The 23,394-nt window shown below is 67.1% G+C and carries 21 protein-coding genes; 10 read left to right on the top strand and 11 right to left on the bottom strand.

The genetic code is table 11. The features are described from left to right. Nucleotides 1-115 precede the first annotated feature (115 nt). Nucleotides 116-523 (top strand): host attachment protein, encoded by a 408-nt coding sequence (locus ENSA7_RS35975; RefSeq protein WP_106093936.1) that lies wholly within the window; start codon nt 116-118, stop codon nt 521-523. 297 nt (nt 524-820) lie between these two features. Here ENSA7_RS35975 and ENSA7_RS35970 read toward each other — a convergent pair whose 3' ends face one another. From ENSA7_RS35970 to trxB, 4 genes are all read right to left on the bottom strand, one after another. After that, a complete protein-coding gene (locus tag ENSA7_RS35970; RefSeq protein WP_106093935.1) occupies nt 821-3,727 on the bottom strand; it encodes a protein kinase domain-containing protein in 2,907 nt (968 codons plus the stop codon). Nucleotides 3,728-3,784: 57 nt separating this feature from the next. Next, complete coding sequence (locus tag ENSA7_RS35965; RefSeq protein WP_106093934.1) at nt 3,785-4,357, bottom strand: Crp/Fnr family transcriptional regulator; 573 nt, start codon at nt 4,355-4,357, stop codon at nt 3,785-3,787. A 168-nt stretch (nt 4,358-4,525) separates the two neighbouring features. Continuing rightward, the gene (locus ENSA7_RS35960; protein ID WP_106093933.1) at nt 4,526-5,875 is read right to left on the bottom strand and encodes an NHL repeat-containing protein; all 1,350 of its coding nucleotides are present in this window, start codon (nt 5,873-5,875) and stop codon (nt 4,526-4,528) included. 92 nt (nt 5,876-5,967) lie between these two features. Next, nucleotides 5,968-6,909, bottom strand: a complete 942-nt coding sequence (gene trxB, locus ENSA7_RS35955) for a thioredoxin-disulfide reductase (RefSeq protein WP_106093932.1) — start codon at nt 6,907-6,909, stop codon at nt 5,968-5,970. 159 nt (nt 6,910-7,068) lie between these two features. Here trxB and ENSA7_RS35950 point away from each other — a divergent pair, with 159 nt between their 5' ends. Both ENSA7_RS35950 and ENSA7_RS35945 read left to right on the top strand, forming a co-directional pair. Continuing rightward, entirely contained in the window at nt 7,069-8,307 is a 1,239-nt protein-coding gene (locus tag ENSA7_RS35950) for a fatty acid desaturase family protein (RefSeq protein WP_106093931.1), read from the top strand. Next, nucleotides 8,304-9,278, top strand: coding sequence for a MerR family transcriptional regulator (locus ENSA7_RS35945; protein WP_106093930.1), 975 nt, complete (start codon nt 8,304-8,306; stop codon nt 9,276-9,278). Before ENSA7_RS35950 ends, ENSA7_RS35945 begins: the two co-directional genes overlap by 4 nt. Here ENSA7_RS35945 and ENSA7_RS35940 read toward each other — a convergent pair. Beyond that, nucleotides 9,272-10,018 carry a hypothetical protein gene (locus ENSA7_RS35940; RefSeq protein ID WP_106093929.1) on the bottom strand — a complete coding sequence of 249 codons (747 nt, stop codon included), beginning with the start codon at nt 10,016-10,018 and terminating at the stop codon, nt 9,272-9,274. The genes ENSA7_RS35945 and ENSA7_RS35940 overlap by 7 nt on opposite strands. Before the next feature lie 107 nt (nt 10,019-10,125). Here ENSA7_RS35940 and ENSA7_RS35935 point away from each other — a divergent pair, with 107 nt between their 5' ends. Both ENSA7_RS35935 and ENSA7_RS35930 read left to right on the top strand, forming a co-directional pair. Then, entirely contained in the window at nt 10,126-10,824 is a 699-nt protein-coding gene (locus tag ENSA7_RS35935; protein WP_146158536.1) for a glutathione S-transferase family protein, read from the top strand. A 36-nt stretch (nt 10,825-10,860) separates the two neighbouring features. Beyond that, complete coding sequence (locus ENSA7_RS35930) at nt 10,861-11,517, top strand: hypothetical protein (protein WP_146158535.1); 657 nt, start codon at nt 10,861-10,863, stop codon at nt 11,515-11,517. A 123-nt stretch (nt 11,518-11,640) separates the two neighbouring features. Here the strand turns inward: ENSA7_RS35930 and ENSA7_RS35925 are convergent, their stop codons facing one another. Next, the gene (locus tag ENSA7_RS35925) at nt 11,641-13,473 is read right to left on the bottom strand and encodes a hypothetical protein (protein WP_146158534.1); all 1,833 of its coding nucleotides are present in this window, start codon (nt 13,471-13,473) and stop codon (nt 11,641-11,643) included. Between the two features lie 240 nt (nt 13,474-13,713). Here ENSA7_RS35925 and ENSA7_RS35920 point away from each other — a divergent pair, with 240 nt between their 5' ends. Together ENSA7_RS35920 and ENSA7_RS35915 are read left to right on the top strand one after the other, a co-directional pair. Next, nucleotides 13,714-14,487, top strand: coding sequence for a HipA family kinase (locus ENSA7_RS35920; protein WP_106093925.1), 774 nt, complete (start codon nt 13,714-13,716; stop codon nt 14,485-14,487). Continuing rightward, nucleotides 14,474-14,881, top strand: coding sequence for a DUF3037 domain-containing protein (locus ENSA7_RS35915; RefSeq protein WP_106093924.1), 408 nt, complete (start codon nt 14,474-14,476; stop codon nt 14,879-14,881). The genes ENSA7_RS35920 and ENSA7_RS35915 overlap by 14 nt, the downstream gene beginning before the upstream one ends. Before the next feature lie 57 nt (nt 14,882-14,938). Here ENSA7_RS35915 and ENSA7_RS35910 read toward each other — a convergent pair whose 3' ends face one another. Beyond that, nucleotides 14,939-15,841, bottom strand: a complete 903-nt coding sequence (locus tag ENSA7_RS35910) for an AraC family transcriptional regulator (protein ID WP_106093923.1) — start codon at nt 15,839-15,841, stop codon at nt 14,939-14,941. A 150-nt stretch (nt 15,842-15,991) separates the two neighbouring features. On the opposite strand from ENSA7_RS35910, the gene ENSA7_RS35905 reads away from it, so the two are divergent. After that, complete coding sequence (locus ENSA7_RS35905; RefSeq protein ID WP_106093922.1) at nt 15,992-17,011, top strand: aldo/keto reductase; 1,020 nt, start codon at nt 15,992-15,994, stop codon at nt 17,009-17,011. A gap of 135 nt (nt 17,012-17,146) precedes the next feature. Here the strand turns inward: ENSA7_RS35905 and ENSA7_RS35900 are convergent, their stop codons facing one another. Both ENSA7_RS35900 and ENSA7_RS35895 read right to left on the bottom strand, forming a co-directional pair. Beyond that, complete coding sequence (locus ENSA7_RS35900; protein ID WP_106093921.1) at nt 17,147-17,929, bottom strand: SDR family oxidoreductase; 783 nt, start codon at nt 17,927-17,929, stop codon at nt 17,147-17,149. Continuing rightward, nucleotides 17,926-18,255, bottom strand: a complete 330-nt coding sequence (locus ENSA7_RS35895; RefSeq protein ID WP_106093920.1) for a nuclear transport factor 2 family protein — start codon at nt 18,253-18,255, stop codon at nt 17,926-17,928. Before ENSA7_RS35895 ends, ENSA7_RS35900 begins: the two co-directional genes overlap by 4 nt. 99 nt (nt 18,256-18,354) lie before the next feature. Between ENSA7_RS35895 and ENSA7_RS35890 the strand changes: the two genes are divergently transcribed. Beyond that, nucleotides 18,355-19,323 carry a LysR family transcriptional regulator gene (locus ENSA7_RS35890; protein ID WP_106093919.1) on the top strand — a complete coding sequence of 323 codons (969 nt, stop codon included), beginning with the start codon at nt 18,355-18,357 and terminating at the stop codon, nt 19,321-19,323. 154 nt (nt 19,324-19,477) lie between these two features. On the opposite strand, the gene ENSA7_RS35885 is transcribed toward ENSA7_RS35890, so the two are convergent. Further along, nucleotides 19,478-21,301, bottom strand: a complete 1,824-nt coding sequence (locus tag ENSA7_RS35885) for an SBBP repeat-containing protein (RefSeq protein ID WP_146158533.1) — start codon at nt 21,299-21,301, stop codon at nt 19,478-19,480. Nucleotides 21,302-21,917: 616 nt separating this feature from the next. Beyond that, nucleotides 21,918-22,526, bottom strand: coding sequence for a prolyl hydroxylase family protein (locus ENSA7_RS35870; RefSeq protein ID WP_106093915.1), 609 nt, complete (start codon nt 22,524-22,526; stop codon nt 21,918-21,920). Between the two features lie 92 nt (nt 22,527-22,618). On the opposite strand from ENSA7_RS35870, the gene ENSA7_RS35865 reads away from it, so the two are divergent. After that, nucleotides 22,619-23,353 carry a type 1 glutamine amidotransferase gene (locus ENSA7_RS35865; protein ID WP_106093914.1) on the top strand — a complete coding sequence of 245 codons (735 nt, stop codon included), beginning with the start codon at nt 22,619-22,621 and terminating at the stop codon, nt 23,351-23,353. The last annotated feature ends 41 nt before the right edge of the window (nt 23,354-23,394 follow it).

Genomic DNA, 23,394 nt, shown 5'->3' with positions numbered 1-23,394 from the left:
ATAACTACATTCAGTGCGATGGCACCGGCTGGCGCGCAACCTCGCCTGAGCTGCCGAAAAAACCGCTTGCGTATTCGCAATCGAGGATCCGACAATCAGAGCACTGGAGGTGTGAATGATTCCGACCCTGTTTGTCGTCGCTGACCAAGGCCAAGCCCACCTGTATAAAGTTGGTGGGACCAAGCTCAACCCCACGCTCGAAGAGATAGAGCAGCTCGAGCACCCTGAGGCGCGCGAGCGCCTGGATCCGACCGATTCCAACGCCCACCTGCACATCGACACCAGCGGCGCAGAGGCTGAAGAGCAGCGCCGCTTCGTCCGCGAGCTGGTCGAGCGTCTGCGTCGGGGCCAGTCGTCGGGGGAATTCCGCAAGCTGTACATCGCCGCGCCCGCCAACTTCGTCGGCCGCCTGCGCAAACATTATGGTTCGCTGTCGCGCTTCGTCGAGCGCGAGATCATCGGCGACTACACCCGCCAAGACGAGCGCACCCTGACCAAGCGCTTCGCCCAGTGGACGAGCTGACTTAGACCCCCACATGGGGTTTGGCACTTCGCCGATTGCAGCCGCTGGCGCGTCTGGTCGCTTCGCTCCTCGGGGCCGTTTGTATGCGAGCGCATGTGTGGCCCCCTGGGAGGGGGCTCTTGGGGTGCGGTAGGACGTCACAGTGGGTTTGGCACTTCGCCGATTGCAGCCGCTGGCGCGTCTGGTCGCTTCGCTCCTCGGGGCCGTTTGTATGCGAGCGCATGTGTGGCCCTTTGGGAGGGGGCTTGGGGTGCTGTAGAGCCTCACAGTGGGTTTGGCACTTCGCCGCTTCGCTTCTTAGTGGTCCAGGAAGTGCGACTCGGGGACGACCACGCCGATCCACAGCTTTGGGCGGTCGGGGCGAGTTATCTGGCGCACGCTGACCCAGTAGCGCCCGTGGGCCATGAGGTCGAGGACGAACGGCTCTGAGGCGCGGCCGAGGGCGCTCCACTCGAGCACGGCTGCGCGCGAGAGGGGGGCGGCGTCGAGCTCGGTGATCGGGACGAGCAGGAGGTCGTTTGGATCACCCGATGACGGTGGGATCTCGCGCGGGAGTCCGAGTACGCGCAGGTGTTCGTCGAGCACGAACACCTGACCCTGCTCGATGCCCTCGGGCAGCCGTCGGGTGATCCGCGAGAGATCGTCGAGCTTGACGTCGAACGCGAGCACGAACTCGCGCCCGCCGACGCTGGTCACGGGCGTCGAGACCGAGATCCCCAGCTCCTGGGTGGTGAAGAACCGGTACGGCTCGGTCCAGAAGATCGGGCGGGGCTTGGCCTGGGCGACGGCCTGGCGGGCGTGCTCGCGCAGATCTGCGCCGCCCTGGTACCACGGGCGCGTGTGCGGGTCGTAGGGTGTGGCCGGGCTGACGTCGGCGGGCGGCTCGAGCAGCTCACCGTGGAGACCCCACACGCGCAGCACCCGATCCCCGCTCGCGCTGGTGCTGCGCGTGCGCCAGCCGGTGGGATCGCGCAGCAGCATGTACTCGTTGCCCTCGGCGTCAGCCCACAACACCGAGCTGGCCGACTCGAGGCCGTCGAGCAGCGGCATGAAGTAGCGGTTGAGCAGCTGCGGATCATCGAGGTCGAAGTTGCCGTCGGTGGCCCACCAGGCCGCGGTCATCAGGGCGCCGTGGATCGGGCCGTAGTGCAGCTCGATCTGGGCCTCGACGCCGTTGGCGGTCTCGTTGAGCAACACCTTGGAGATCGTGTCTCGCTCGGCGCGGGCCCGGTCGCGCTGGTTGGCGAGCGCGATCCGGCCGACCACGAGGATCACGAGCAGACAGACCCCCAGCACGCCCGCGAGCGCGGCCGCCCACCACAGCTTGCGCCTGCGTCGCTGGACCGCCTGCTCGCGCTCGCTCAGCTGCTGGCGCAGCCGGTGGGCGGTGGCGGCCAGCTCGAGCTCATCGTCGCGGAGCGCCTCGGTGCTGACCTGCTGGATCTGCACGCTCGCCACGCTCGCCACGCTCGCCAGCCTCGCCAGGGTAGGGTGCTCCTTGCGGCGATCGAGCCGAGCGCCGCTGCCGGTGGTGGACTCCACGTGGATCGTGCCTGCGACCTCGCGCTTGCGCGCGGGTGTGTCGGTCGGCGCCTCGGCCGAGCCGCTCCACTGGTTGGAGCTACTCACCGCGAGCAGCGAGTCGGTCGGACGCGGGGCGCCGACCAGGGTGCCGTCGACCGGGTGGAGCGTCAGGCGTCGGCTGACGCGATCGGGCTCGGGCTCGGGCAGCGGTGGCAGCCGCTCGTAGGCGTCGATGCTGAGCTTGGCGAGCTCGAGGTCACTGTTGGTCAGCGCCACCTTTGCGAGCTCGAGCTGGGCCTGGCCCAGGGTCTGGCGGGCGGCGAGGTTGCTCGGCCATGACTCGAGCGCGCCCTCGAGCCGCGCGATCAGGGCCGAGAGGATCCGATAGGAGTCGTCGCCATGCACGTCCTGCTCGCTCCAGGCGTCGAGCTGCTCCTGCGCCTGGCTGGCGATCTTGGCCGAGTCATAGTTGCGGATCGCCAGACGCAGCGCCTCGACGAACTCACCCGCGTCGGCGAAGCGCAGGCTGGAGTCGCTGGCCAACGAGCGGTTGAGCACCGGTCGCAGCAGGGCGTCCCACGGCTTGAGCCGACCGGGGATCTTGGCGGGGAAGGTCCACGCGTTGACCTTGGCCTTGGTGATCACCTGCTTGACGGTCTTGCCGTGGTGCGGCGGCCGGCCGTAGAGCACGTGAAACAGCACGGCGCCGAGCAGGTAGACGTCGGTCGCGGGGCCGATGCGCTCGCGCTGGGCGTTGGCGGTCTCGGGCGACATATAGGCCGGGGTCCCACAGACCAGCGCCGAGCGGGGCAGCGAGGCCAGGGTGCCGGTCTGGACCCCGCCCAGCGACGGCAGCGGATACAGGGCGACCGCGAGGCCCCAGTCGACCAGCAGCACCTCGCCGTAGTCGCCGATCATCACGTTGGCCGGCTTGATGTCGCGGTGGATGATCCCGCGGCTGTGCGCGAACGCGACCGCCTGGCTGGCCTCGATCAGGATGTCGAGGTGATCGCGGAGCTCGACCTGGACGACGGAGCCATCGCCCGTCCGGCGCTGGCCAGAGGCGATCACCTCGCGCCAGGCCGTGCCCTCGATCCGCTTCATCGTGTAGAACACGCGGCCGGCCTGATCGCGCCCGAGCTCGTGGACGGTCACGATGTTGGGGTGGTCGAGCGCCCCGGTGAGCCGCGCCTCACTCTCGAACTGCTGCTGGATCGAGCGCGAGGTGTCCTGCCGCTCACGCAGGCGCTTGAGCGCGACCGGGCGGCCAAGCGAGCGCTGCCGGGCCTCCCAGACCTCACCCATGCCGCCTGTGCCGATCTGTTTCAGCAACATGTAGGGCGCGTCGACCCCTGCGCCAGGCGGCTGGCTCTGCGCACCGCCGGGCTCGTGCACGGGGATCAAGAACGGCCCCGTCTCGTGGGTGACCTGCTCGCCCGGCTCACCGCTCGACCCTGTCGGGGGCTTGTACGTGGTCTCCAGCTCGCTGTTGCTCGAGCGCGCCGAGTGCTGCGAGAGCTCTACGGTCGCGGTGACGAGCGGCGGATCTCCAGACAGCTCCGGGCGGATCGACGCCATGGGGTCGCCACCCTCACGCGCGACCGGACCCGCCTCGGTCGGCAGGTGCGACTGCTTGACCGGCGCGTCTGGATCCGGCCTCTCGTGTTCGGCTGAGTCCATGGGCTACCCGAGAAGCACCCGAGCCAGTGTCCCCGAGCAGTGTACCCGAGCGCAGGCTCAGAATTTCGAGGTCGCCGTCAACATCATCAGGCGGTCGTTCGAGTCGCGCAGGCGCGCGCTGAGCCCCCGGACAAACCGCCACAGCAGCTCGTAGGCGAGCTCGCGGTCGACGAACATCAGGTCGCGCAGATCGAACTTGGGCAGCTTGAGCAGCCGCGCGTTTTCGTGACACACCGCGTCGGCCGAGCGGGGGATGTCGTCGTCGATCAGCGACATCTCGCCAAAGTGCTGGCCCGGGCGCAGGACCGCGAGCGCCTCTTCGCCCATGCCCCCCATGTTGCGCGAGATCCGGATCGCCCCGTCGAGCACCAGGTACAGCCCGTCGCCGTCGTCGCCGTGGCGAAACACGTACTCGTTGCGGGCATACTCGTAGACCCGCGCGAGCTTGGCGATGCGCTGCAGGTGGGTGGGCAGCAGGCCGGTGAACAGGTTGACCTCTTCGAGCGCCTTTTTGACCAGCGCCGGGTCAGTCTCGCGGTCGTCGACTGGCTTGCCGCCGGTCAGCTCGGGGGAGCGAGCGATCGGGGCGTCATCATCGACGATGCCAAATTCTTCCAGACCCGAGGTCATCCGGGGCGAGGGTAGCCGACGCTCGGGCCAATCTGGAAAAAACCCACCTGGGGGCCGGCTCGGGGCTCGGGGCGAGAGATCCAGGCGAGCGAGCGCGGCCGCTCGGCACGGCCGTGCGTGACCGGGGTGTGCCTCGCAAGCGCGCGATTCGGCCGCGGCCGCGCCTAATTAGCCACTGGGGACGCCCGCGGCCGACAGCGCAAACCCAGTCATGTCGCTGTAGGTATACGCGCCGACCAGGCCGCCAACCGTGTCGATCGTGAGGTTCACGGGATCCACCCGAAACGCCTCGTCCCCGCTAAACTCGACGCCCCAAATGTAGCCTTCGAAGTCAATGCTGACCCCGTGCACATACGAGGGAATGTTGATCGACTGCACGAGCTGGACGGTGTCGGTGTCGATCCCGACCAGCACCGGGTCGGGGTAGCGAGCGGTCCACAGCACCCCGTTGGCGTCCTCCATGCACCCACCGAGCGCGCTGCCGCCATTGGCCGGCGGCAGGTGGGTCCACTGCTCGGTCTCGGGGTCGAAGCGAGACGCGCCACCGCTCCCGCACAGCCACGCCCGGCCCTTGGAGTCGACCGCCAGCCCATAGTGGACCTGACCCGTGACCGGCCAGGTCTGGTAGGTGAACATCTCGCGATCGACGTACACCAGCGTGCTCGCGCCGTTCCAGTTGTGATCGACGGTCCAGAAGTTGCCAAGCCCGTCGACAGCGCCGCCGTACAGCCCGGCCCAGCCGATCACGTTGGGGATGATCACCGTCTCTTCGACGACGCCCGTGTCGCCGTCCATGAGCACGACCTCGGCGTTGCCAATGTTGCCGGCCGTCCACAGCTTCTCGTTCTCGTACTTGCAGCTGCCCTCGTTGAAGTCGCCCTGCGCCCACGCCAGCGGCCGCTGCGTGGAGTAGTTGAACGGCGTGTACCAGGACATGCACTCGTCTTGCCCAAATGGCAGCACGTCGTTGGGCCCGCTCGAGGTCTGGATCCCGGGCACGCCGTTGGTGTCTTCGCACTCCTCGACGTTGGAGATGAACTTGACGACGCCGCCGCTGCGGTTGGCGACCGCGACGTTACCGGACAGCGCGACCGAGGTCCGCGACGGGTTACCGGGGGTGTCGCGGGTGCTGTAGCGAGCCTCTTCGACCAGGGTCTGGGTGTTGATCTTCGAGACGGTGCTCTGGCTGCTGTTGGCGATCCAGATGTACGACTGGGTCTCTTCCCCGGTGTTCTCGCAGTTGTGGGCGGCGTCGGGGATCGTGCCGAGGTCGAACTTCGACGAGCCGCCCTCGCCTGAATCGCCGTCGCCGTCGCCTGGATCACCGTCGCCGTCGCCTGGGTCACCGTCGCCTGGATCGCCGTCACCCGAGTCCCCGTCACCGAGCGAGGTGACACCGGTCTCCGAGGCAGAGGCCCCCGTGGTGCGCCCCTCGGAGCCCGAGGAATCACCACAGCCGAGCGCGAGCGCGAGCGAAGCAACCGATGCAAGACGAGTCAGTCGAACCAGTCGAATCATGGCTGGAGCGTACCAAGCTCGCCATCCGCAGCCCAGATCATCTCCGCGCGTACTCGCCTGTGTGATCAGCAGCCCACACCAGGGTCGGGCGGTCAGCCCGCTTGCTCGGCCAACCACCGCTCGGCGTCGATCGCTGCCATGCACCCGGTCCCGGCCGCGGTCACGGCCTGGCGGTACACGTGGTCGGCGACGTCGCCCGAGGCGAACACGCCCTCGACGTTGGTGTAGGTCGTACCGGGCTTGACCTTTAGGTAGCCGGTCTCGTCCATGTCGAGCTGGCCCTCGAAGATCTTCGAGTTGGGCACGTGGCCGATCGCCAGGAACAGGCCCGTGCAGACCAGCTCCTCGGTCGAGCCGTCGACGGTGTTCTCGAGCAGCAGGCCTTCGACGCGATCCTTGCCGAGCACGTCCTTGACCGCGCGGTTCCAGTGGACCTCGATCTTGGGGTTCTCGAGCGTCCGCTTTTGCATGATCTGGCTGGCCCGAAACTCGTCGCGGCGGTGGATCAGGTGGACCTTCTTGCACATCCGCGTGAGGAACTGGGCCTCCTCCATCGCCGTGTCGCCGCCGCCGATCACCGCGACCTCCTGACCCGAGTAGAAGTGCCCGTCACAGGTCGCGCAGGCGGTGACGCCGCCGCCGGACTTTTGCAGGCGCTGCTCGTTGGGCAGCCCCAGGTACTTGGCGGTCGCGCCGGTCGAGATGATCAGCGCGTCACAGGTGAACACCTCGCCGCCGTCGACCTCGATCTCGAACGGGCGCTTGGACAGGTCCACGCGCACGCCCATGTCGTAGTGGATCTGCGTACCAAACCGCTCGGCCTGCTCGCGCAGCTCGTCCATCATGTCGGGCCCGGTCACGCCCTTGGGGTAGCCCGGGTAGTTCTCGACGTCCGTGGTCGTCATCAGCTGACCGCCGGGCTCGTTGCCCGTGATGATCAGCGGCTCGAGGTTGGCGCGCGCGGTGTAGATCGCCGCGGTGTAGCCGGCCGGGCCGGAGCCGAGAATGATGACCTTGCGGTGGAGCTCGCTCATGCCGCGCGAGAATACGGTCGGGCCCCAGTGCCGGCAACGGCCGAGCCTCGCCCGGATGGGCGGGCGCGGGCCCGCGATGCGCCGCGGAAAACCGTGACATAATTACTTTGACAGTAAACACTGGCACGGTTATAGATGTCGCAGTAAGAAGTGCAGGACATGCACGTCAAACCCTCCAACGCGACCTCTCAAACCATGAATTCGACCGACTACACCACTTCTGGGCCCGATTCTGGAACCACTTGGGCGACCGAGGACGAGCGGCTTCGCTCGTTTGGACAGGCGATCGACGGGATCCGCAGGCGCACCCTGGCCAAGGTCGGCCAGGAAGATCTGCGCTACATCCGCGGCGTCGACCGGCTCTCGCGCGTCGCCGAGCTGGTCGGGCGCACGCTGATCGCGGTCAGCCCTGGCCCGCTCACGTTCAGCGTCGGCGTGGTCTCGCTGTGGGTCTACAAGCAGCTGCAGGCGACCGAGATCGGCCACGCCGCGCTGCACGGGGCCTACAACCGGATCGACGACGCGGGCAAGTACCACTCGCGGCAGCACAGCTGGCAGATCCCGATCGACGAGGCCTCGTGGATCCGCGGCCACAACGGCCGCCACCACGGCCTGACCAACGTCGCTGGCCATGACGCCGACATCAACTTTGGACCGGTGCGCCTGACCGAGCAGACGCCGCACCGGTTCGTCCACTACTTTCAGCTGCCGATCACCTTGTTGTTCGTGTTTCCCAGCTTCGCCGCTGCGATGAACCTGCACTTCACGGGGGTCTCGGACGTGCTGGCCGGCGACAAGGGCGGGCGCGAGTTCGACTTCATCGAGGATCGCTCGCCGGCCTCGGTCCGCGACGCGTTCGGCCGAGCGCTGCGCAAGTTCGTGCCCTACTACGCCAAGGAGTACCTGCTGTGGCCAACCCTCGCGACCTTGGCGTTTGGCTGGTGGCTCGGGGTCCTGGTGTTTGCCAAGTCCGTGCTCGGCAACCTGCTGTCCGAGCTGCTGCGCAACGTGTACTCGGCGGCCACGATCCACTGTGGCCACGTGGGCGAGGAGACCAGCTCGTACCCGGCGGGCACGGTCCCCCGCAGCAAGGGTGAGCGGTACGCGATGCAGGTCGAGGCGACCAACAACTTCGAGGTCCCGTGGCTGGTCTCGGTGTTCTGTGGCGCGCTCGATCGGCAGATCGAGCACCACCTGTTCCCGACCTTGCCGACCAACCGGCTGCGCGAGGTCTCGCGGGAGGTCCGGGCGGTGTGCACGGCTCACGCCGTCGCGTATCGGTCGGACAGCTGGGGCCGGACCCTGACTCGGGCGCTGGCGCAGATCGGCCGGCTGAGCCGCCCGCTGGCGCATGAGCGCCGCCGCGCCGACGCGCCGCTCGCCGGGGCCAACTCATGAGCATGATCACCGCCGAATTCAGTCCGCTCGCGTCTTCGGGTACGCTGAGCCTCAGCCAGCGGAGCCCTGTGCCGAGCAAGACCAGCAACTCGAGCACGTCCCGTCGTGCGAAGCGCCGCGCCGCCAAGCGTGGCGAGGGTGAGTCGGCCGAGGTTGAGCCCGAAGACGCTCCGGCCGAGCAGGTCGAGGCCGAAGCAGCTCCGGCGTACACGATCGACGATCTCGCCGCGGCGACCAGCATTCCCAGCCGGACGATCCGCTTTTATCAGTCGTCGGGTGTGCTGCCCAAGCCGGAGAAGATCGGGCGCATCGCCTACTACGGCCAGCAGCACATCGAGCGGCTCGAGATGATCGGCAAGATGCAAGATCGCGGGCTGCGGATGCGCGCGATCAAGGATCTCGTGACCCAGGTCGAGCGTGGCGACGTGGTCCTGCACGAGTGGCTGGGGCTCGAGGAGCAGCTATCGTCGGCGTGGGTCGATGATGGGCCGAAATTGCTGACCCGGGCGCAGCTGCGTGAGCTGATCGGTGAGCGACGGCCGGGCTTCATCGCCGAGCTGGTCCGCGCGGGGACGCTGGAACAGCACGGTGATGACGCCTATCTCGCGCCCAGTCCTGGGCTGCTGCAGGTCGCCGCGCGGCTCGACGACGCTGGCGTGAGCGTGGACGTGGCGACTGGGGCTGCGGGGATCTTGCAAAAGCACCTGGCCAAGGCCGCGAAGGAGCTCGCGGGGTACTTTGCGGATCACGCGGGTGACGGGTTTGGCCACGGTGACTCGGTCGTGAGCATCAGCGACGCGTTTCGCGAGCTGCGGTCGACCGGGCCCGAGTCGGTGCGGTTGATCTTCGCGCGCGAGATGGAGCAGGTGCTGCGCAAGATGGTCGAGACCGGCGAGACCTCGCGGATTGAGAAGAAGATCGACAAGAAGAAGCGCCGACGCAAGCGCGGGGCTGCGGCTGGGGATCAGTAGTTGGTTGCGTTGTGCAGGGCCGTCGCCATGCGTGAGGCGGCCTCGCGTGCGCCGGGTAGCTCGTCCTGAGCGGCGCGCTCGAGCAGCTGGACGCCGTCGGTGAGGTGGGCGATGCGCTCGTGTTGGCGGCCGAGATCTTCGGCGAGATCGGCGAGGAACAGGAGGCCGCCAGCGAGCAGCGGGAGTGAGCGTGGGAGCAGCTCGCGGCCTCGCTCGACGAACGCGGTGGCGACCGTGTAGGCGCGCTCGAGCTCGCCGATCTGCGCGAGCGCGAGCGCGTGGCGGGACATCACCTCGGCGAGCTGTAGGTGCTCGGGCGCTGTGGATCCTGGGAGATCGATCAAGATCGCGTAGCCGGCTGTGGCTTGCTCGTAGGCAGCGGCGGCGCGCTCGAACTGGCGTAGCTGTTGGTAGCAGCGACCGAGGTTGTCGGTTGCGCGGGTGAGCAGGGGGAGGTAGCGGGGGGGATCGTTGCGGGCGAGGGTGGTGATCAGCCGTAGCGCTCGCTCGGCGGGATCGAGCGCCTCGGCGACGCGGCCTTCGGTGCGCAGTAGGTTGGAGAGGGCGTCGAGGGACTCGGCGAGGGCCTCGGTTCGAGTCGAGTCTGGGTCGGGGGTGTCGAGCGACTCGGCGGCCTCGCGTAGGGCGAGGATCGCTTCGGTTGGGAGGTTTCGCTGGAGCAGGTCGGCGGCCTCGCGGCGCTTGGTCAGGGCGTCGAGCAGGGGCTGCGGGACCGGCATCTCGCGCAGCGTAGCAGGGTCTGGTGGGTGCTCAGTTAGGGTGGGTGTACATTCCCGGCGTGGCAGACACACAGCCGTGCATCGTCCTCCACACGTTTCCCGCGGCGATGGGCCTGCCGCTCAGCGAGAGCCCGCCCTGCGCGAAGGTCGAGGTCTACCTCGTGCTCACGGGGACGCCGTTCGAGGAGGTTGTCGGAGACACGCGAAAGTCCCCGACGAAGCTCGTCCCTTATGTGCGCTGGCCGAACGGTGAACTTCAGGCTGAGTCCGGGGAGATCATCGCGCGGCTCGAGGAGACGATCGGACTCGATGCTGGCATTGATCCTGAGCGCCTCGCCCGTGGGAGGGAGCTCGCGGCGTTGGCCGAGGAGATTGTTTATGATGCGATCCTCCACGATCGCTTCATCACGCCTGAGGGAGCTAGGCTGCAGCGTCCGCTGACCGAAGCTTTGGTTCGCCACTTTGTGCCTGGGTTTCTCGCCCCTCTCGCGGCGATCTATGTCGACTATACGCAACGCCGTCGGGCCATGCGTACGCGGATGGTCGACCCCGAGCTGGGCTACGCGGCTGCTTTTGACGTTATCGCGCAGATCGTTGGTTTGCTCGGTGACGACCCCTTTCTGTGCGGCGAGGAGCCCTGCACGGTCGATTGCTCGATCTGGCCACTCGTCGTCCACGCAGGCGCGACGCCTAATCGGACTCCGCTTCGGGACGTCCTCCGGACTTACCCCACGCTCGTCGAGTGGGTGGTGCGCTTCGGCGAGCGGCTCGGCCGTCCGATCGAGCCGCGGCAGTTCCACGCGTAGGGGTGGTGGTCGATGAGGTTACGCGAAGTGCAGAGGATGGCCGCCCTACTCCATAGGGCTCCTGGGGCCCTGTTGGCCCCGCTGTTCCTCATGCTCGTCGCGTGCGGAGACACGACCGGACCGCAGGACGACGGGCCCTGCGAGTACCAACTACAAGCCCTCGAGACGAAGGACTTCACCCCGTGGGGGGTCCCCGTCGGTGAGGAGCTTGCGAAACTCGCCGGGCCCTACGTGGGCACGTGGACATGGTCTCCGGGCACCGATGAGATCAACATCGAGAACGCCAACGCAGTGTTCGAGGCCGAGGCCACCTTCGAGGTGGACCAGAGCAGCTATCGGATCAATCGCTACGTCGGAGGCGGTGCCGGCGTGGCATGTGCTGGAGATGCCGTCCAAGCCGACGGCATGGTCTCGTTCGCCGACTCCGATGGCATGGTGTTCGTGTCCATCCCCATCACCGTCGAGCGGACCAACGACCAGCCGGTCTACCAGGTCCACGCTCAGCTCTCGCCGATCTCCGTGTTCTCTTCCGACCTCACCGAGCTCGTCGAGGTCAGCGGGACGTCGATTCGCGGGCTAATCAGCTGGGGGCTCGAGGGCGAGTCGCTGCGGGCAACGTTCGAGTACACGGGGCAGACGACCGGCCCGAGCGGCGGCCAGGGCTTCATCGTTAGCGTGGCGGAATTCGAGTAACGCTTCCGCAGTTCACGTCGCACGTGCTGCGAGTCTGACTTCCATCACGGCGGCAGCTCGACCTCATCCGCGAGTCGCTCGGCGCGCCCGTGCTGGGGGTCGAGCTGCGAGATCAAGACTCGTTCACAGCCCCCCGCAGTCGAGTTCGTAGTCGATGCGCTGACCGTCGTCACCGATCGCGAGAATCTCACAGACATGGTCATAACCCAGAGCGTCCGGCTCGTAGTCGTAGCCAGCAAAGCTCATATAGGCGCGGTCTTGGACCTGAGAATCGGGCGGGCAGACATATGAGTTGGCGGTCTCGGGGCACTCGCCCGGCTCGCAGCTCTGACGAGAGATGAACACCGCGCTGTGGCTGATGCTGTCGACGTTCTGGCCGTTGGGGAACCATGAATCCATGTCGCCGGCAGCGACAAAGAACACATCTGCGAAGGCGCCCTCGTCTTCATCGACGATCTTGGCGCTCTCGCACTCCCCCGCGTCGACTTGGACGCTCATGCGCGTCCTGACCGCGCCAGACCACAGCTTCTTGCTGCACAGCAGGTCGTCGCGGGCGCTGAGCTCGAAGGGATGCAGCCAGCTGTCGAAGGTCTCGCCGATCGCGGCGAGGACACCCCCGGGGAGTGTGGGGGGGACGTGCCAGTGCGAGTCGACGAGCCCGAGGATGAAGCGCTCGCTCGGGTAGGCACGGACCACCACCGACTCTTTGACGGAGATGTCGTCATCACAGCAGTCTTCAAAGCTGCCTTGCACGTGGACGTGTGCGCCGACTTGCAGCTCCACGGGCGGCTCGGAGTCGATCGTCCACAGGCGCAGCTCCATATCCGCGACGCCGTCGCCGACGAAGAGATCGGGCTGAGGGCTGTCGATCTCGCCGAGACAGGAGCCGGGCGGCTCCGGATTGCCGGCCCCGCCCGAGTCGCTCGGTTCGAGGTCGGGGTCGCTCTCGAGGACCATGGCCCACGAGACCAACTCCCCGCCGACGGCGTCCTCGCATGGGTCTTCCTCGCCGTCGCCGCCGTCTTCGCCGTCTTCGCCGCCAATTGAGTGGTTCTGCACCTCGCTCGTCTCGACCGCCATCGCGTCGAAGCGGATCGCGCGGTACTTCTTGCCCCCGGACTCCAGATGGGTCCACGGGAAGCCTTGGGCATCGATGACGGCCTCGCCGTCCGCCGTGGCGAAGCGCAGATCGTAGAGCTCGCCTTCGGCGCAATTGGACTCGCAGGGAACCGGGTTGATGGCCTCGAGCGCGAGGCCATTCTCGTCGAGGTGGGTGAGCGTCGAGCCGACCGAGTAGATCGGGAGCTCGGGGTTGTCGGGATCGACGATGTCGACGCGAGCGAGCCGGCAGGTGTCATCGCCCGCAGGCTCGGTGAAGAAGTACATGTCTACACACTTCATCATGTAGAGCGAGTCCTCGTTCCACTCGGGCTCCCAGTTGTTGTTGGGGAGGCCGAACCGAAACTGGAACTGGAGCTGGGGATTTTCTTCGCTGTTGCAGCTGTGAGCCGCGGGAGTTCCGCCCTCGTACTCGAAGTCGAACGACGCGACCGCGGGGAGATCGCACGAGGTTTCGTCGATCGGGACCCAACCCTCGAGAGTCTTGATCGCGCCCGTCAGCCGCAAGTGGGGGAGTGTGGGAGAACTGGGACACACACCGTTCTCGGCCTCGCCCTCGCCAGTCTCGCCCTCGCCAGTCTCGCCCTCGCCGGTCTCGCCCCCGCCGGACTCGCCCCCGCCGGACTCGCCCTCGCCGGACTCGCCCTCGCCGGACTCGCTCTCGGTGTTCGGGGCAGTGTCCGAGCTCGGCATGTCCCCCGAGAGCGACATCTCGCCAGCGCTGGCGCCCATCGAGTCGTCGTCGTGGCTCGTCGAAGCGTCGTCGTCAGCAGGGCAGGCAGTGCACAATGCGCCTGCCAGCGCGACCACAGGAATTCCAGGTTTGAACATCGACATGACGAGGAAATGTTATGAAAATGTATGACGAAAGGAAATCCATACTTTGCGTCGACTCTGTGTCATTCCTGACAAGTGGAAGCCGTACGCGCGACGAGTGATGGTGCGCGGCCGCTCGGGTTCCAGGGGTGCTCGTGTTCGGCGTGGCCTCGAGCGTGGTAGTCTATCCGGCGTTGCGGCGCATGGGCGTGGCGCGCTCGACCCGAGGCGGCCACGCAGGCGCGGTATCCCGAAGGCCAGATGACGCTCCCGCTCCGCACTGCCACCCGCTACGTCACGCCGCTGCGCGAGGGCGGCTCGATGCCCGCCGTGGTCGAGGCCGACGACGATGGCCTGTATGTCCTCAAGTTTCGCGGCGCCGGCCAGGGACCGAAGGCGCTGGTGGCCGAACTGATCGCCGGCGGCCTGGCGAAGGCGCTGCAGCTGCCGATGCCGGACCTGGCGCTGATCGAACTGGATGCCGAGCTCGCCCGCACCGAAGGCGACCCGGAGATCCAGGACCTGATCAAGGCCAGCGCCGGGCTCAACCTGGCGATGGACTACCTGCCTGGCTCGGTGAACTTCGACCCGGTGGCGGAACAGCCGGATGCCGACCTCGCTTCGCGCATCGTCTGGTTCGACGCCTTCATCAGCAACGTCGACCGCACCGCGCGCAACACCAATCTGCTGATGTGGCACCGCCGCCTGTACCTGATCGACCACGGTGCATCGCTGTACTTCCACCATGGGTGGGATGGCGACACCGCCGGTGCCGCAAAGCCGTTCCCGCTGATTCGCGACCACGTGCTGCTGCGCTGGGCCACGCGCCTGGCCGACGTCGATGCAGAACTGGCGTCGCGCCTGTCCGACGACGTGATCGCCGGCATCGTGGCGGACGTGCCCGATGCCTGGCTGCAGGGGCCGGACGCGTTTGGGGATCCGGCGAACCAGCGCGCGGCCTATGTGGCCCATCTGACGCGGCGCGTGACCCAGCGCGGAGCGTTCGTGCAGGAGGCGGTCCGTGCACGGGCATGACACCTACGACTACGCGGTGATCCGCGTGGTGCCGCGCGTGGAGCGGGAGGAATTCGTCAACGTCGGCATCATCCTGTCGTGCGAGCGCGCGGGCTTTTTGGAGGCGCGCATCGAGCTCGACGAGACGCGCCTGCGCGCGCTCGACCCCACGCTGGACATCGAGTCGCTGAGTCGCCACCTGGAGACGATCCCGGCGATCTGCCGCGGTGGCGAATCCGCCGCGCCGATCGGATTGCTGGAGCCCCGTGCGCGCTTCCACTGGCTGACGGCCAAGCGCAGCTCGATCATCCAGACCTCAGCCGTGCACATGGGTCGCTGCAATGACCTGCCCGCCACGCTGGAGCACCTGATGGATCGCATGGTGCGGCCACCAAAGGCCACCGCACCGCGATGAGCGCGGTCGTCGCTGGGCGCACCAAGGGCCAAGCGAGGTGGCGCAGTCTGGACTTCATCAAGAGCCCGCCCGCGCCTCGGGGGGGCTGGCCTGCATCTCCCGCACGACCTGGGTCGGCGTCGCGCCGAACAGGCGCTTGAACTCTCGACCGAATTGCGACTGGCTCTGATAGCCGACACGGAAGGCGGCCTCACCAGCGCTGAGTCCAGCGCTCAGCATCAGCACGCGGGCCCGGTGCAGGCGAATCGTCTTGAGGTATTGGATCGGCGTCAGGGCGGTCACGTCCTTGAAGCTGCGATGGAGGGTCGAGGTGCTCATGCCGACCATGCGGGCGAGGCTCTCCACGTCGGTCGGCTGGTCGAAGTGATCTTGCAGGTGGCGCACCGCTCGAGCGACGCCACGACCGGCGCCAGCGTTCAGGGCGAGCTGGCGCAGCTGCTCGCCCTGGTCGCCCCGCAGCATGTGGAACAGAACCTCGCGCATCGCCCCGGGACCGAGGACACGCGCGCGTGTCCGGTCGATCGACGCCTTGGTCAGGCGGGTGATCGCGTCCGCCAGCTCCGGGTGGATCGGCGAGACGTAGATGCCCGGCTGCGCGTGGCGTCCGATCTGGGCGTCGGCCTCCTCCATCTCGAGCAGCAGCTGCCCGACCTCCGCCACGTCGACCTGAAGTACGAGCCCCAGGAGTGGTTTCTCGGGCGTGGCCTCGGGGATCTCCACTTCCACGGGGAGTGGCAGCGAGACCACCAGGTAGTTCATCGGGTCGTAGCGGTAGGTCACGCCGCCCACGTGGGCCCACTTGGCACCCTGGGCGACGAAGCAGATGCTGGAGCTGTAGATCATCGAGCTTCGCGCGCTCGGCTCGCTCCTGCGGAACAGCGTCAAGCCGGGCCAGTGCGTCTCGGTTAATCCCTCGACCGGGGTGTGGGCGTTCAGAAACTCGACGAAGTCCGTCGCCATTGCCAGAATCTGACCAGGTTCCGACCAAAAAAGCCACCGTGCCCGTGCCCACTGACAGGATTAGGCAAACCCTCGCCAGGATCTTCGGTGGCAGTCCCGCGGGCTGCGACCTAGGGTTCGAGCAGCCGCTATCACAAACAGGAGGACGGCATGAAGTATCGATTCTTGGGTAACACCGGTCTACGCGTCTCCGAGCTGTGCCTCGGGTGCATGACCTTTGGTCAGGGTTTCTACGGCATCGGCCAGGTCGAGCAGGACGGGGCCACCGCGCTGGTGAAGCGCGCCCTCGATGGGGGCATCAACTTCTTCGACACCGCCGACATCTACAGTCGTGGGCAGTCGGAGACGCTGCTCGGCGGGGCCCTGAAGGAACTCGGCGTGAGCCGTGACGCCGTGGTGATCGCCACCAAGGTCCGCGGGGCCATGAGCGACGACGCGGAAACGGGCACCGGCGACATGAACAACGTCGGCCTGTCCCGCAAGCACATCATCGCCGGCTGTGAAGCGAGCCTGCGACGTCTCGGCACCGACCACATCGACCTCTACCAGATCCACGGTCCCGACGACTTCACCCCGCTCGAGGAGACCATGCACGCCCTCGAGGATCTCGTGCAGCAGGGCAAGGTCCGCTACGTCGGGTGCTCCAACCTCACGGCGTGGCAGGTGGTCAAGGCCAACGACCTCGCACGATCGAGCGCCCGCTTCGTCTCGCTGCAGGCCTACTACTCGCTCCTCGGTCGCGAGCTCGAGCTCGACCTCGTGCCAATGTGCGAGGACCAGGGCCTCGGCATCATGGTCTGGTCGCCGCTGGCGGGTGGCTTCATCACGGGCAAGTACCGCCGCGACCACGCGAACCCCGAGGGCTCCCGCCGCACGATTCTCGACTTCCCGCCCATCGACAAGGAGAAGGGCTACGATCTCGTCGAGAAGCTCGACGCGCTGGCGAAGGCGAAGGACTCGACGATTCCACGGCTGGCGCTCTCGTGGGTGCTGCGGCAGCGTGGGATCTCCTCGGTGATCGTGGGGGCGAAGCGGGTCGAGCAGCTCGAGGATAACCTCGGTGCGATCGACATCGAGTGGACGGCGGAGGAGCTCGCGGGCCTCGCCGAGCTCACGGCGCCGCCGAGTCTGTATCCGTATTGGATGCAGGCGCGTCTCGCTCGGAGGTGATGCTGCTCGGGTGAGCAAGATTGCGCTCGCCGAGGGGAGGCTACCCCTCGGCGAGCGTTGAGCCGCACGTCGTGCGACCCATGCGTCGATGGATTCGTCGGACTCGCGCAGCAAGACGATCGCGCGCTCGGCCTGCTAGACCGTCGGAATTGTGCCTCCGTCGATCACGTGCTCAGAGCCCGATATCGAGCCAGCCCGCGGTGATACCAAAAACGTGATCAGGTCGGCGACCTCTTGCGGCTTGGCGGGCCGTCCGAGGGGGATGCCGCCCAGCGATCGCATGATGATCTGCTTGCCGCCCTCGTAGTCCGTGCCCGCCTGAGTGGCTACGCGCTCGGCCAGCGCGATGGCGGCGTCGGTCTCGATCCAGCCGGGCGAAACGCGCAGGACGCGAACACCTCGTGGCGTGACCTCTTTCGACAGAGCCTTGCTGTAAGTGGACAAGGCCGCCTTGGCCGCTGCGTAGGCGGTGGTCGACTCCGGCAGCGGCAGCAGGCGCTGAATGGAGCTGACGTGGATGATGACGCCCGAGCCTCGCGCCAGCATGGCGGGCAGCAACGCCCGGTCGAGGCGTACGGCAGGCATCAGATTCTGGTTCAGCTCGCGGTACCACTGCGCGTCGTCTAGCGCCGCAAAGCCCCCGCCCGGTGCGCTGGATCCGCCAACCACGTTGACCAGGATGTCCACGCCGCCCCAGCGCTCGAGCACCGCTTGCGCGACATCTGCTGCGCCCGCTGCGGTAGCGAGATCCGCAGCGACAAAGGACACGCCTTCGGTCGGCGTGGAAGGTGCCGAGCGCGCTGTGGCCATCACCTGCGCACCGGCCTCATGCAGACGTTGCACGACCGCGAAGCCCACGCCTTTGGTGCCGCCGGTGACCAGCGCCCGCAGGCCCTGCAGCTGAAGATCGAAGCTCATACGACGATCTCCAGCGATGCGATCAGCCCGCGCTCGAGGCGAAAGTAGTAGCGAAGATCGACGGGGCTGCCGGGGAAATTGCCCGCCACCCGACTGGTGACGATGTGGCAGCCATCGGTCTGCTCGAGGGCCAACGGCTCATTCGTGTAGGTGTACTTGGCCGATGCCGCCGCCTTCCACGCTCGGATGGCGTCGCGGCCGACGTGGCTGTGGCCCTCATCCGTTACGGTGGCCCGTGCGGTGAAGCACTGGGCAAGCGCTTCGGCGTTTTGTTTGTCGGCCGCAAAGTAAGCGGCGATCGGATCGGGGAGCGTCAGAGTGGTCATGTGATGGGTTCCTTGGTGGCTGAGGTGGTCAGGATGCGCCCGGAAATAAATTAGAAAATGGCCTAGAATCTTGATGGGTTATGAAGCAAACAGTACAGAATGCGCGGATCGGAATTCGCCGAACTGAAGGCCTTTGCCGCGGTGGTCGAGCGGGCGAGCTTTGCCCGCGCAGCCGAGCATCTGGGGCTCTCTCCTTCAGCGCTGAGCCAGACCATTCGCCAGCTCGAAGCCCGGCTTGGCGCGCGGCTGTTGAACCGCACCACCCGAAGCGTGGCCCCCACGGCGACCGGGGAGCAGCTCTACGGGCGCATCGCACCGCTGTTTCGGGACATCGCCGACGCGGTGTCCGAGGCCAGCGCGTCAGCGGGCCGGATGAGCGGAACACTGCGCATCAACACGCTGGGCATGGCTGCCCGACAGGTCATCGCGCCGCGGCTGGGCCGGTTTCATCATGCGCACCCGGATGTGGTGCTGGACATCGTGATCGACGACGGGTTGAGCGACATCGTCGCGGGCCGCTTTGATGCGGGCATCCGAGTGGGGGGGCGGCTGGAGAAGGACATGATCGCCGTGCGCTTGACTCCAGACGTGAAGATGATCGCCGTGGCGTCGCCCGACTACTTGGCGCGGCGCGGCACGCCGCAGTCACCCGCGGACCTGCACGACCACGCCTGCATCAACTGGCGGCTTCAGGCAGACGGCCGTGCCTATCGCTGGGAGTTCGAGAAGAAGGGCAAGCGGGTGGAGGTGGCAGCGGATGGCCCGCTGGTCACCAACAACTCGGACATCGGCGTCGCCGCGGCCCTGCAAGGGTTGGGCATCGCCTATGCGTTCGACCGTGAGCGCGTGGATGAGCATCTAAACCAGGGCCGGTTGGTACAGATCCTCTCCGACTGGTCGGTCGCGCGGCCCGGCCTCTTTCTTTATTACGCGAACCGGCGCCACCCATCACCGGCATTGAGCGGCTTCATCGACTGCATGTTGGACCGTGACCTGGCCCCACCCAAGGCCGGTTCACAACGCCCTTCGAAGCGGGCGGTCGCGGCCCGGAAACCACCACGTCGGTGACGCGCCCGGCGACCCGCCCGTTCGCCCGTCGGCGGCGCCCGTGTCGTTGGTCAGCCTCGAGCTGACCCCGGCCGAGACCAGGGTCCTCGAATGTCTGGCCGAGACGGCGACCAGTGGCGACGCTGCGGCCAGCGGATCGCGAGCCGCATGAGCCTCACGGCAGCAGGCTAGCGACGAACACGTCCGAGCCGCCGGCCGAGCTGAGGGTCGTATCTGCGACCGGTAGCGTCGAAGCAAACGTGCCCACCATCGCAACCGACCCCGAGGGCGCAACCGAGAGATCGTAGCCCTCTTCGGTCGCCGCGGTTCCGAACCGGGTGGACCAGCGGTGGGCCCCGTCATTCGCGGAATAGCTGGCGAGGAATACGTCGTATCCGCCAGCGCCGGTCAGCGCCGCACCACCAAAGTCGGCCGCAGTGCCAAAGAATGATCCGGTTGCGACCACCTCGTAGTCGTTGTCAATGGTGATCCCGCGGCCGTAGTCGAGGCCGCCGCCGCCGACCCGCCGGGACCACAGCAGGATGCCCGTCGGGCCGTAGCCGGCGAGCAGCACCTCGCTGCTGCCGGCCGCCGTGCGTGGGCCGTCGCCGAGGTTCACGGTGCCTGCGAAGGTGCCGATCATGTACGTCCTGCCCTGCGCGTCGAGGGCGACGTCCTGGGCGATGTCGATTGACGTGCTTCCGTACCTGCGCGCCCAGTCGGTGGAGCCGTTGGGCTGGAGTCGGACCGTCGCGCCATCCGAGGAGCCGGCGCTGATCATCACGCCGGTGCCAAAATCGACCGAGCCCGAGAAGTGACCAGTGATCACGGCGCCGCCGCTCGAGTCCACGGCGACGCCCGTTCCCGCGTCGGAACCGGTTCCCCCGAGCGCCCGAGACCAGCGGTGGACACCGGCGTTGTCGAGCGCCAGCACGAACATGTCGGTGGAGCCTGCGTCGGTCAGCACGGATCCGCCCAGGCTGACCGAGCCGTCGAGCCGGCCGACCACGACCAAGTTGCCCGCCGCGTCGACGGCGAGGTCTCCCGCGAGCAACGACGTAGCAGCGGCGCCATGACGTTGCGACCAGCGGTGGGTACCGGTCGAGGTGTAGCTCCCCACAAACAGGTCGCGCGTGCCTGCGCTCGCCGGCAGCGAGCCGCCGCCGAGATCGAGCGTGCCTTCGGACTCGCCCGTCACGTAGACGTTTCCGGACCCGTCGACCCCGACGCCCCGCCCGTAGTCCCAGCTATCGCCGCCGATACGTCGCGACCAGCGGTAGGAGCCGTCGGCCGCGAAGCTCACCAAGAACACGTCACTGTAGCCCTGGCGCGCCTGCGGCCCGCCGCCGAGATCGATGGTGGCGCTGTAGAACGTGCCCAGTACGTAGACATTGCCGCTCGCGTCGGTCGCCACGGCGCCGCTCGGCTCGACCGTCTCGGACTGGCTGTCGCCGATGCCTACGGCCCATCCCATGGCACAGCTGCCGCAGCCGAGCGACTCGACCTCGTTCGTGCACGTGGCGTCCCAGGCTGTCGTGCAGCAGTACGAATCCACCGCGCACACGCACGACTCGACCGACGGCAATACGCAGCCGGGGGTGGTCTCGGCGGCGCAGCAATACGCCGTATCGCACGAACCGCAGCCGAGCGATTCGACCTCGCTCACACACAGCGCGTCCCAGGCCGTCGTGCAGCAGTACGAATCGGCCGCGCACACGCACGCCTCGACGCTGGCGTCGACGCACCCGGGCGAGCTATCAGTCGTGCAGCAATCGCCGCCCGCGACCGGCGTGGGCTCGGGGCCGGCATAGGAAGCTGACTCTGGATCGGAGCCCTCGGCGGGCGCATCGAGGTCCTCGGCGGGCGCATCGAAGTCCTCGGCGGGAGCATCGAGATCCTCGGCGGGCGCATCGAAGTCCTCTGTGTCGCAGGCGAATGCGAGGCCCGCGAGGCAGATGACTAGAGATGCTGTGCTAAACGAAATTGCTTGGTTTGTCATGACCGTTCTCCGATGTGGTTGCATGTCGTTTATCACGACTATGTTGGTCACGGTCCCACCAAAATGTGCGAAATCCAGCTACTGCCGGCCTCGCGGTGGGGTGTCAACCCAACTCGACGTGTGCAACGCCAACCTCGAGACCCGGCCGCGAGTTTTCGAAGTCAATCACGAAATCACACGAGAACGCGCCCTTGGCCGCGATCGGCGCCCCGGACGCGGTGATTGGCGGTGGATGATGGCGGAACGCCTCGGGCTCTTGCCCACCATCGCACGCTCCGAGCAAAAGGAGGATCATGGCGATGAAGCCGGTTGTCACGGGTATGAACGGTGTATTCGCATGTTGCACTCGGCTCTTTCTTCTCTTCGAACATCGACGCAATCCAACTTACAGGGCTGAATGTATCAGTCGAAACCCCACAAATGGGTATCCGCGCCAGATAAATTGGCGCACATTCACCCCTAGTGGGGCACACGCCGATGGGGGTGGCGGAAGTCAAAGTCGTCGAGCGGGCCAGGACTTCATCGCAAGCGTGGCGGAATTCGAGCAGCGCGTCCGCAGCTCACGTCGCACGTGCTGTCCATGTGCTGCGGGCCTGACGAGCATCCTGCACCCAGCTCAGCCCCGACGAGGCATCGCGTACATCACGTCGGTCCGCAGCACATACTTCAGCCCACGCTCGACAATCCCCCCCTCATGATACATCCCATGCGGAAACACCAGCACCCGCCCGGTCCGGGGCACGGCGCGATCCAGCTCGCTCGTCCCGGCGCCAAAGAACAAAGTCTGACCACCCTCAAAGTCCTCGTTGAGATAGACGAGCAAGCTCAGCCGCGAGCGCTCGCTGCCGTCGGGTCGGGTGTAGTGGCCATCACGGTGAAGCGCGAACCGCTGACCGGGGGCATAGCGATAAAAGCGAAGCCGCTCGTTGAGCCCAGTCAGCGGGAACGCCTTGCCGTACATCTCCGTGTCCGGTGGCAAGACCGGCTCGAGACGCTCGAACAGCGCGGCCGCGGCCCCAGGGTCGTCGAGCATGGTGCGATCGTTGTTGCGGATCTCCGGCACGCGAAGCTCGCCACGCCCCGTGTTGATCGGAGCGTCACCAAACCCGAGCGCCTCGGCGCGGGCGATCCAGCGGGCGCACTCGTCCGCGTCAAACAGGCCGTCGACCGTGAAGCAGTGGGCGTCTCCGGCCAGCACTTGGATCTTCGGCCCATCCAATTCCATCCGCAGAGCCTAGCCGATTGAGACCTCGATCACGCACGCCAACCCACCAAGATCAACCCTACTCAGACCCCGCGTCGTGGTACATCGCTCCGGTGAGGACCGACCTACGGTTTTGCCTGCTCCAGATCCGCAACCCCGCCGACATGGTGCGAGGCCACGAGGTCGAGTGCTTCGTGGACCGGCTCGCGGTCGAGACCGAGCAGGTCCACGCCCTCGACGTGCTCAACGATCACCTCGACGCCAGCATCTACGAGCGCTTTGACGCGGTCCTGATCGGTGGGTCGGGCGAGTACTCGGTGCTCGACGATGTGGCCCCGATCCGCGCGATGCTCGACTTCCTCGGGGAGACGGCGACGCGCGGGTTCCCGGTGTTTGGGTCCTGCTTTGGGTTTCAGGCGCTCTCGCTCGCGCTTGGCGGCGAGGTCGTGCACGACGCGGGGCGGGCCGAGGTCGGCACCTACGAGGTGCAGCTCACCCCGGCTGCGAGCAGCGACGAGCTGTTCGGGCACCTGTCCAACCGGTTCGCGGCCCAGCAGGGCCACAAGGATCATGTCACGCGCCTGCCCACCTGCGCGCGGCATCTCGCGGGCAGCGAGCGCAGCCCGTTCCAGGCCGCGCGGTTTGGCGACGCCCCGGTCTGGGCGACCCAGTTTCACCCCGAGCTGACCGAGGCCGACAACCGCAAGCGCGTGCTGCACTACCGCGACCGCTACGCGAGCGAGCTCGACGCGGTCCTGGACATCCTGCGGCCGTCGGTCGAGACCCACGACTTGCTGGCCCGCTTCGCTGATGTCCTGGCTGCGCAGCCACGCCGTGTAGCCATGTAGCCCAAGTAGCCCAAGTAGCCCAAGTAAATCGGCGCTCACGG

The organism is Enhygromyxa salina (assembly GCF_002994635.1).
GTDB lineage: Bacteria > Myxococcota_A > Polyangia > Nannocystales > Nannocystaceae > Plesiocystis > Plesiocystis salina_B.
The sequence above is the reverse complement of the archived record's forward strand: the minus strand, read 5'-3'. Positions and strand labels throughout refer to the sequence as shown.

Excerpts from the sequence above, each read along its gene's own strand:
- ENSA7_RS35965 (WP_106093934.1), bottom strand. The coding sequence starts at position 4,357 with ATGACCTCGGGTCTGGAAGAATTTGGCATCGTCGATGATGACGCCCCG.
- ENSA7_RS35945 (WP_106093930.1), top strand. The coding sequence starts at position 8,304 with ATGAGCATGATCACCGCCGAATTCAGTCCGCTCGCGTCTTCGGGTACG.
- ENSA7_RS35895 (WP_106093920.1), bottom strand. The coding sequence starts at position 18,255 with ATGACCACTCTGACGCTCCCCGATCCGATCGCCGCTTACTTTGCGGCC.
- ENSA7_RS35905 (WP_106093922.1), top strand. The coding sequence starts at position 15,992 with ATGAAGTATCGATTCTTGGGTAACACCGGTCTACGCGTCTCCGAGCTG.
- trxB (WP_106093932.1), bottom strand. The coding sequence starts at position 6,909 with ATGAGCGAGCTCCACCGCAAGGTCATCATTCTCGGCTCCGGCCCGGCC.
- ENSA7_RS35960 (WP_106093933.1), bottom strand. The coding sequence starts at position 5,875 with ATGATTCGACTGGTTCGACTGACTCGTCTTGCATCGGTTGCTTCGCTC.
- ENSA7_RS35950 (WP_106093931.1), top strand. The coding sequence starts at position 7,069 with ATGCACGTCAAACCCTCCAACGCGACCTCTCAAACCATGAATTCGACC.
- ENSA7_RS35870 (WP_106093915.1), bottom strand. The coding sequence starts at position 22,526 with ATGGAATTGGATGGGCCGAAGATCCAAGTGCTGGCCGGAGACGCCCAC.
- ENSA7_RS35885 (WP_146158533.1), bottom strand. The coding sequence starts at position 21,301 with ATGACAAACCAAGCAATTTCGTTTAGCACAGCATCTCTAGTCATCTGC.
- ENSA7_RS35940 (WP_106093929.1), bottom strand. The coding sequence starts at position 10,018 with ATGCCGGTCCCGCAGCCCCTGCTCGACGCCCTGACCAAGCGCCGCGAG.
- ENSA7_RS35930 (WP_146158535.1), top strand. The coding sequence starts at position 10,861 with ATGGCCGCCCTACTCCATAGGGCTCCTGGGGCCCTGTTGGCCCCGCTG.
- ENSA7_RS35910 (WP_106093923.1), bottom strand. The coding sequence starts at position 15,841 with ATGGCGACGGACTTCGTCGAGTTTCTGAACGCCCACACCCCGGTCGAG.
- ENSA7_RS35975 (WP_106093936.1), top strand. The coding sequence starts at position 116 with ATGATTCCGACCCTGTTTGTCGTCGCTGACCAAGGCCAAGCCCACCTG.
- ENSA7_RS35900 (WP_106093921.1), bottom strand. The coding sequence starts at position 17,929 with ATGAGCTTCGATCTTCAGCTGCAGGGCCTGCGGGCGCTGGTCACCGGC.
- ENSA7_RS35935 (WP_146158536.1), top strand. The coding sequence starts at position 10,126 with ATGGGCCTGCCGCTCAGCGAGAGCCCGCCCTGCGCGAAGGTCGAGGTC.
- ENSA7_RS35920 (WP_106093925.1), top strand. The coding sequence starts at position 13,714 with ATGACGCTCCCGCTCCGCACTGCCACCCGCTACGTCACGCCGCTGCGC.
- ENSA7_RS35925 (WP_146158534.1), bottom strand. The coding sequence starts at position 13,473 with ATGTCGATGTTCAAACCTGGAATTCCTGTGGTCGCGCTGGCAGGCGCA.
- ENSA7_RS35890 (WP_106093919.1), top strand. The coding sequence starts at position 18,355 with ATGCGCGGATCGGAATTCGCCGAACTGAAGGCCTTTGCCGCGGTGGTC.
- ENSA7_RS35970 (WP_106093935.1), bottom strand. The coding sequence starts at position 3,727 with ATGGACTCAGCCGAACACGAGAGGCCGGATCCAGACGCGCCGGTCAAG.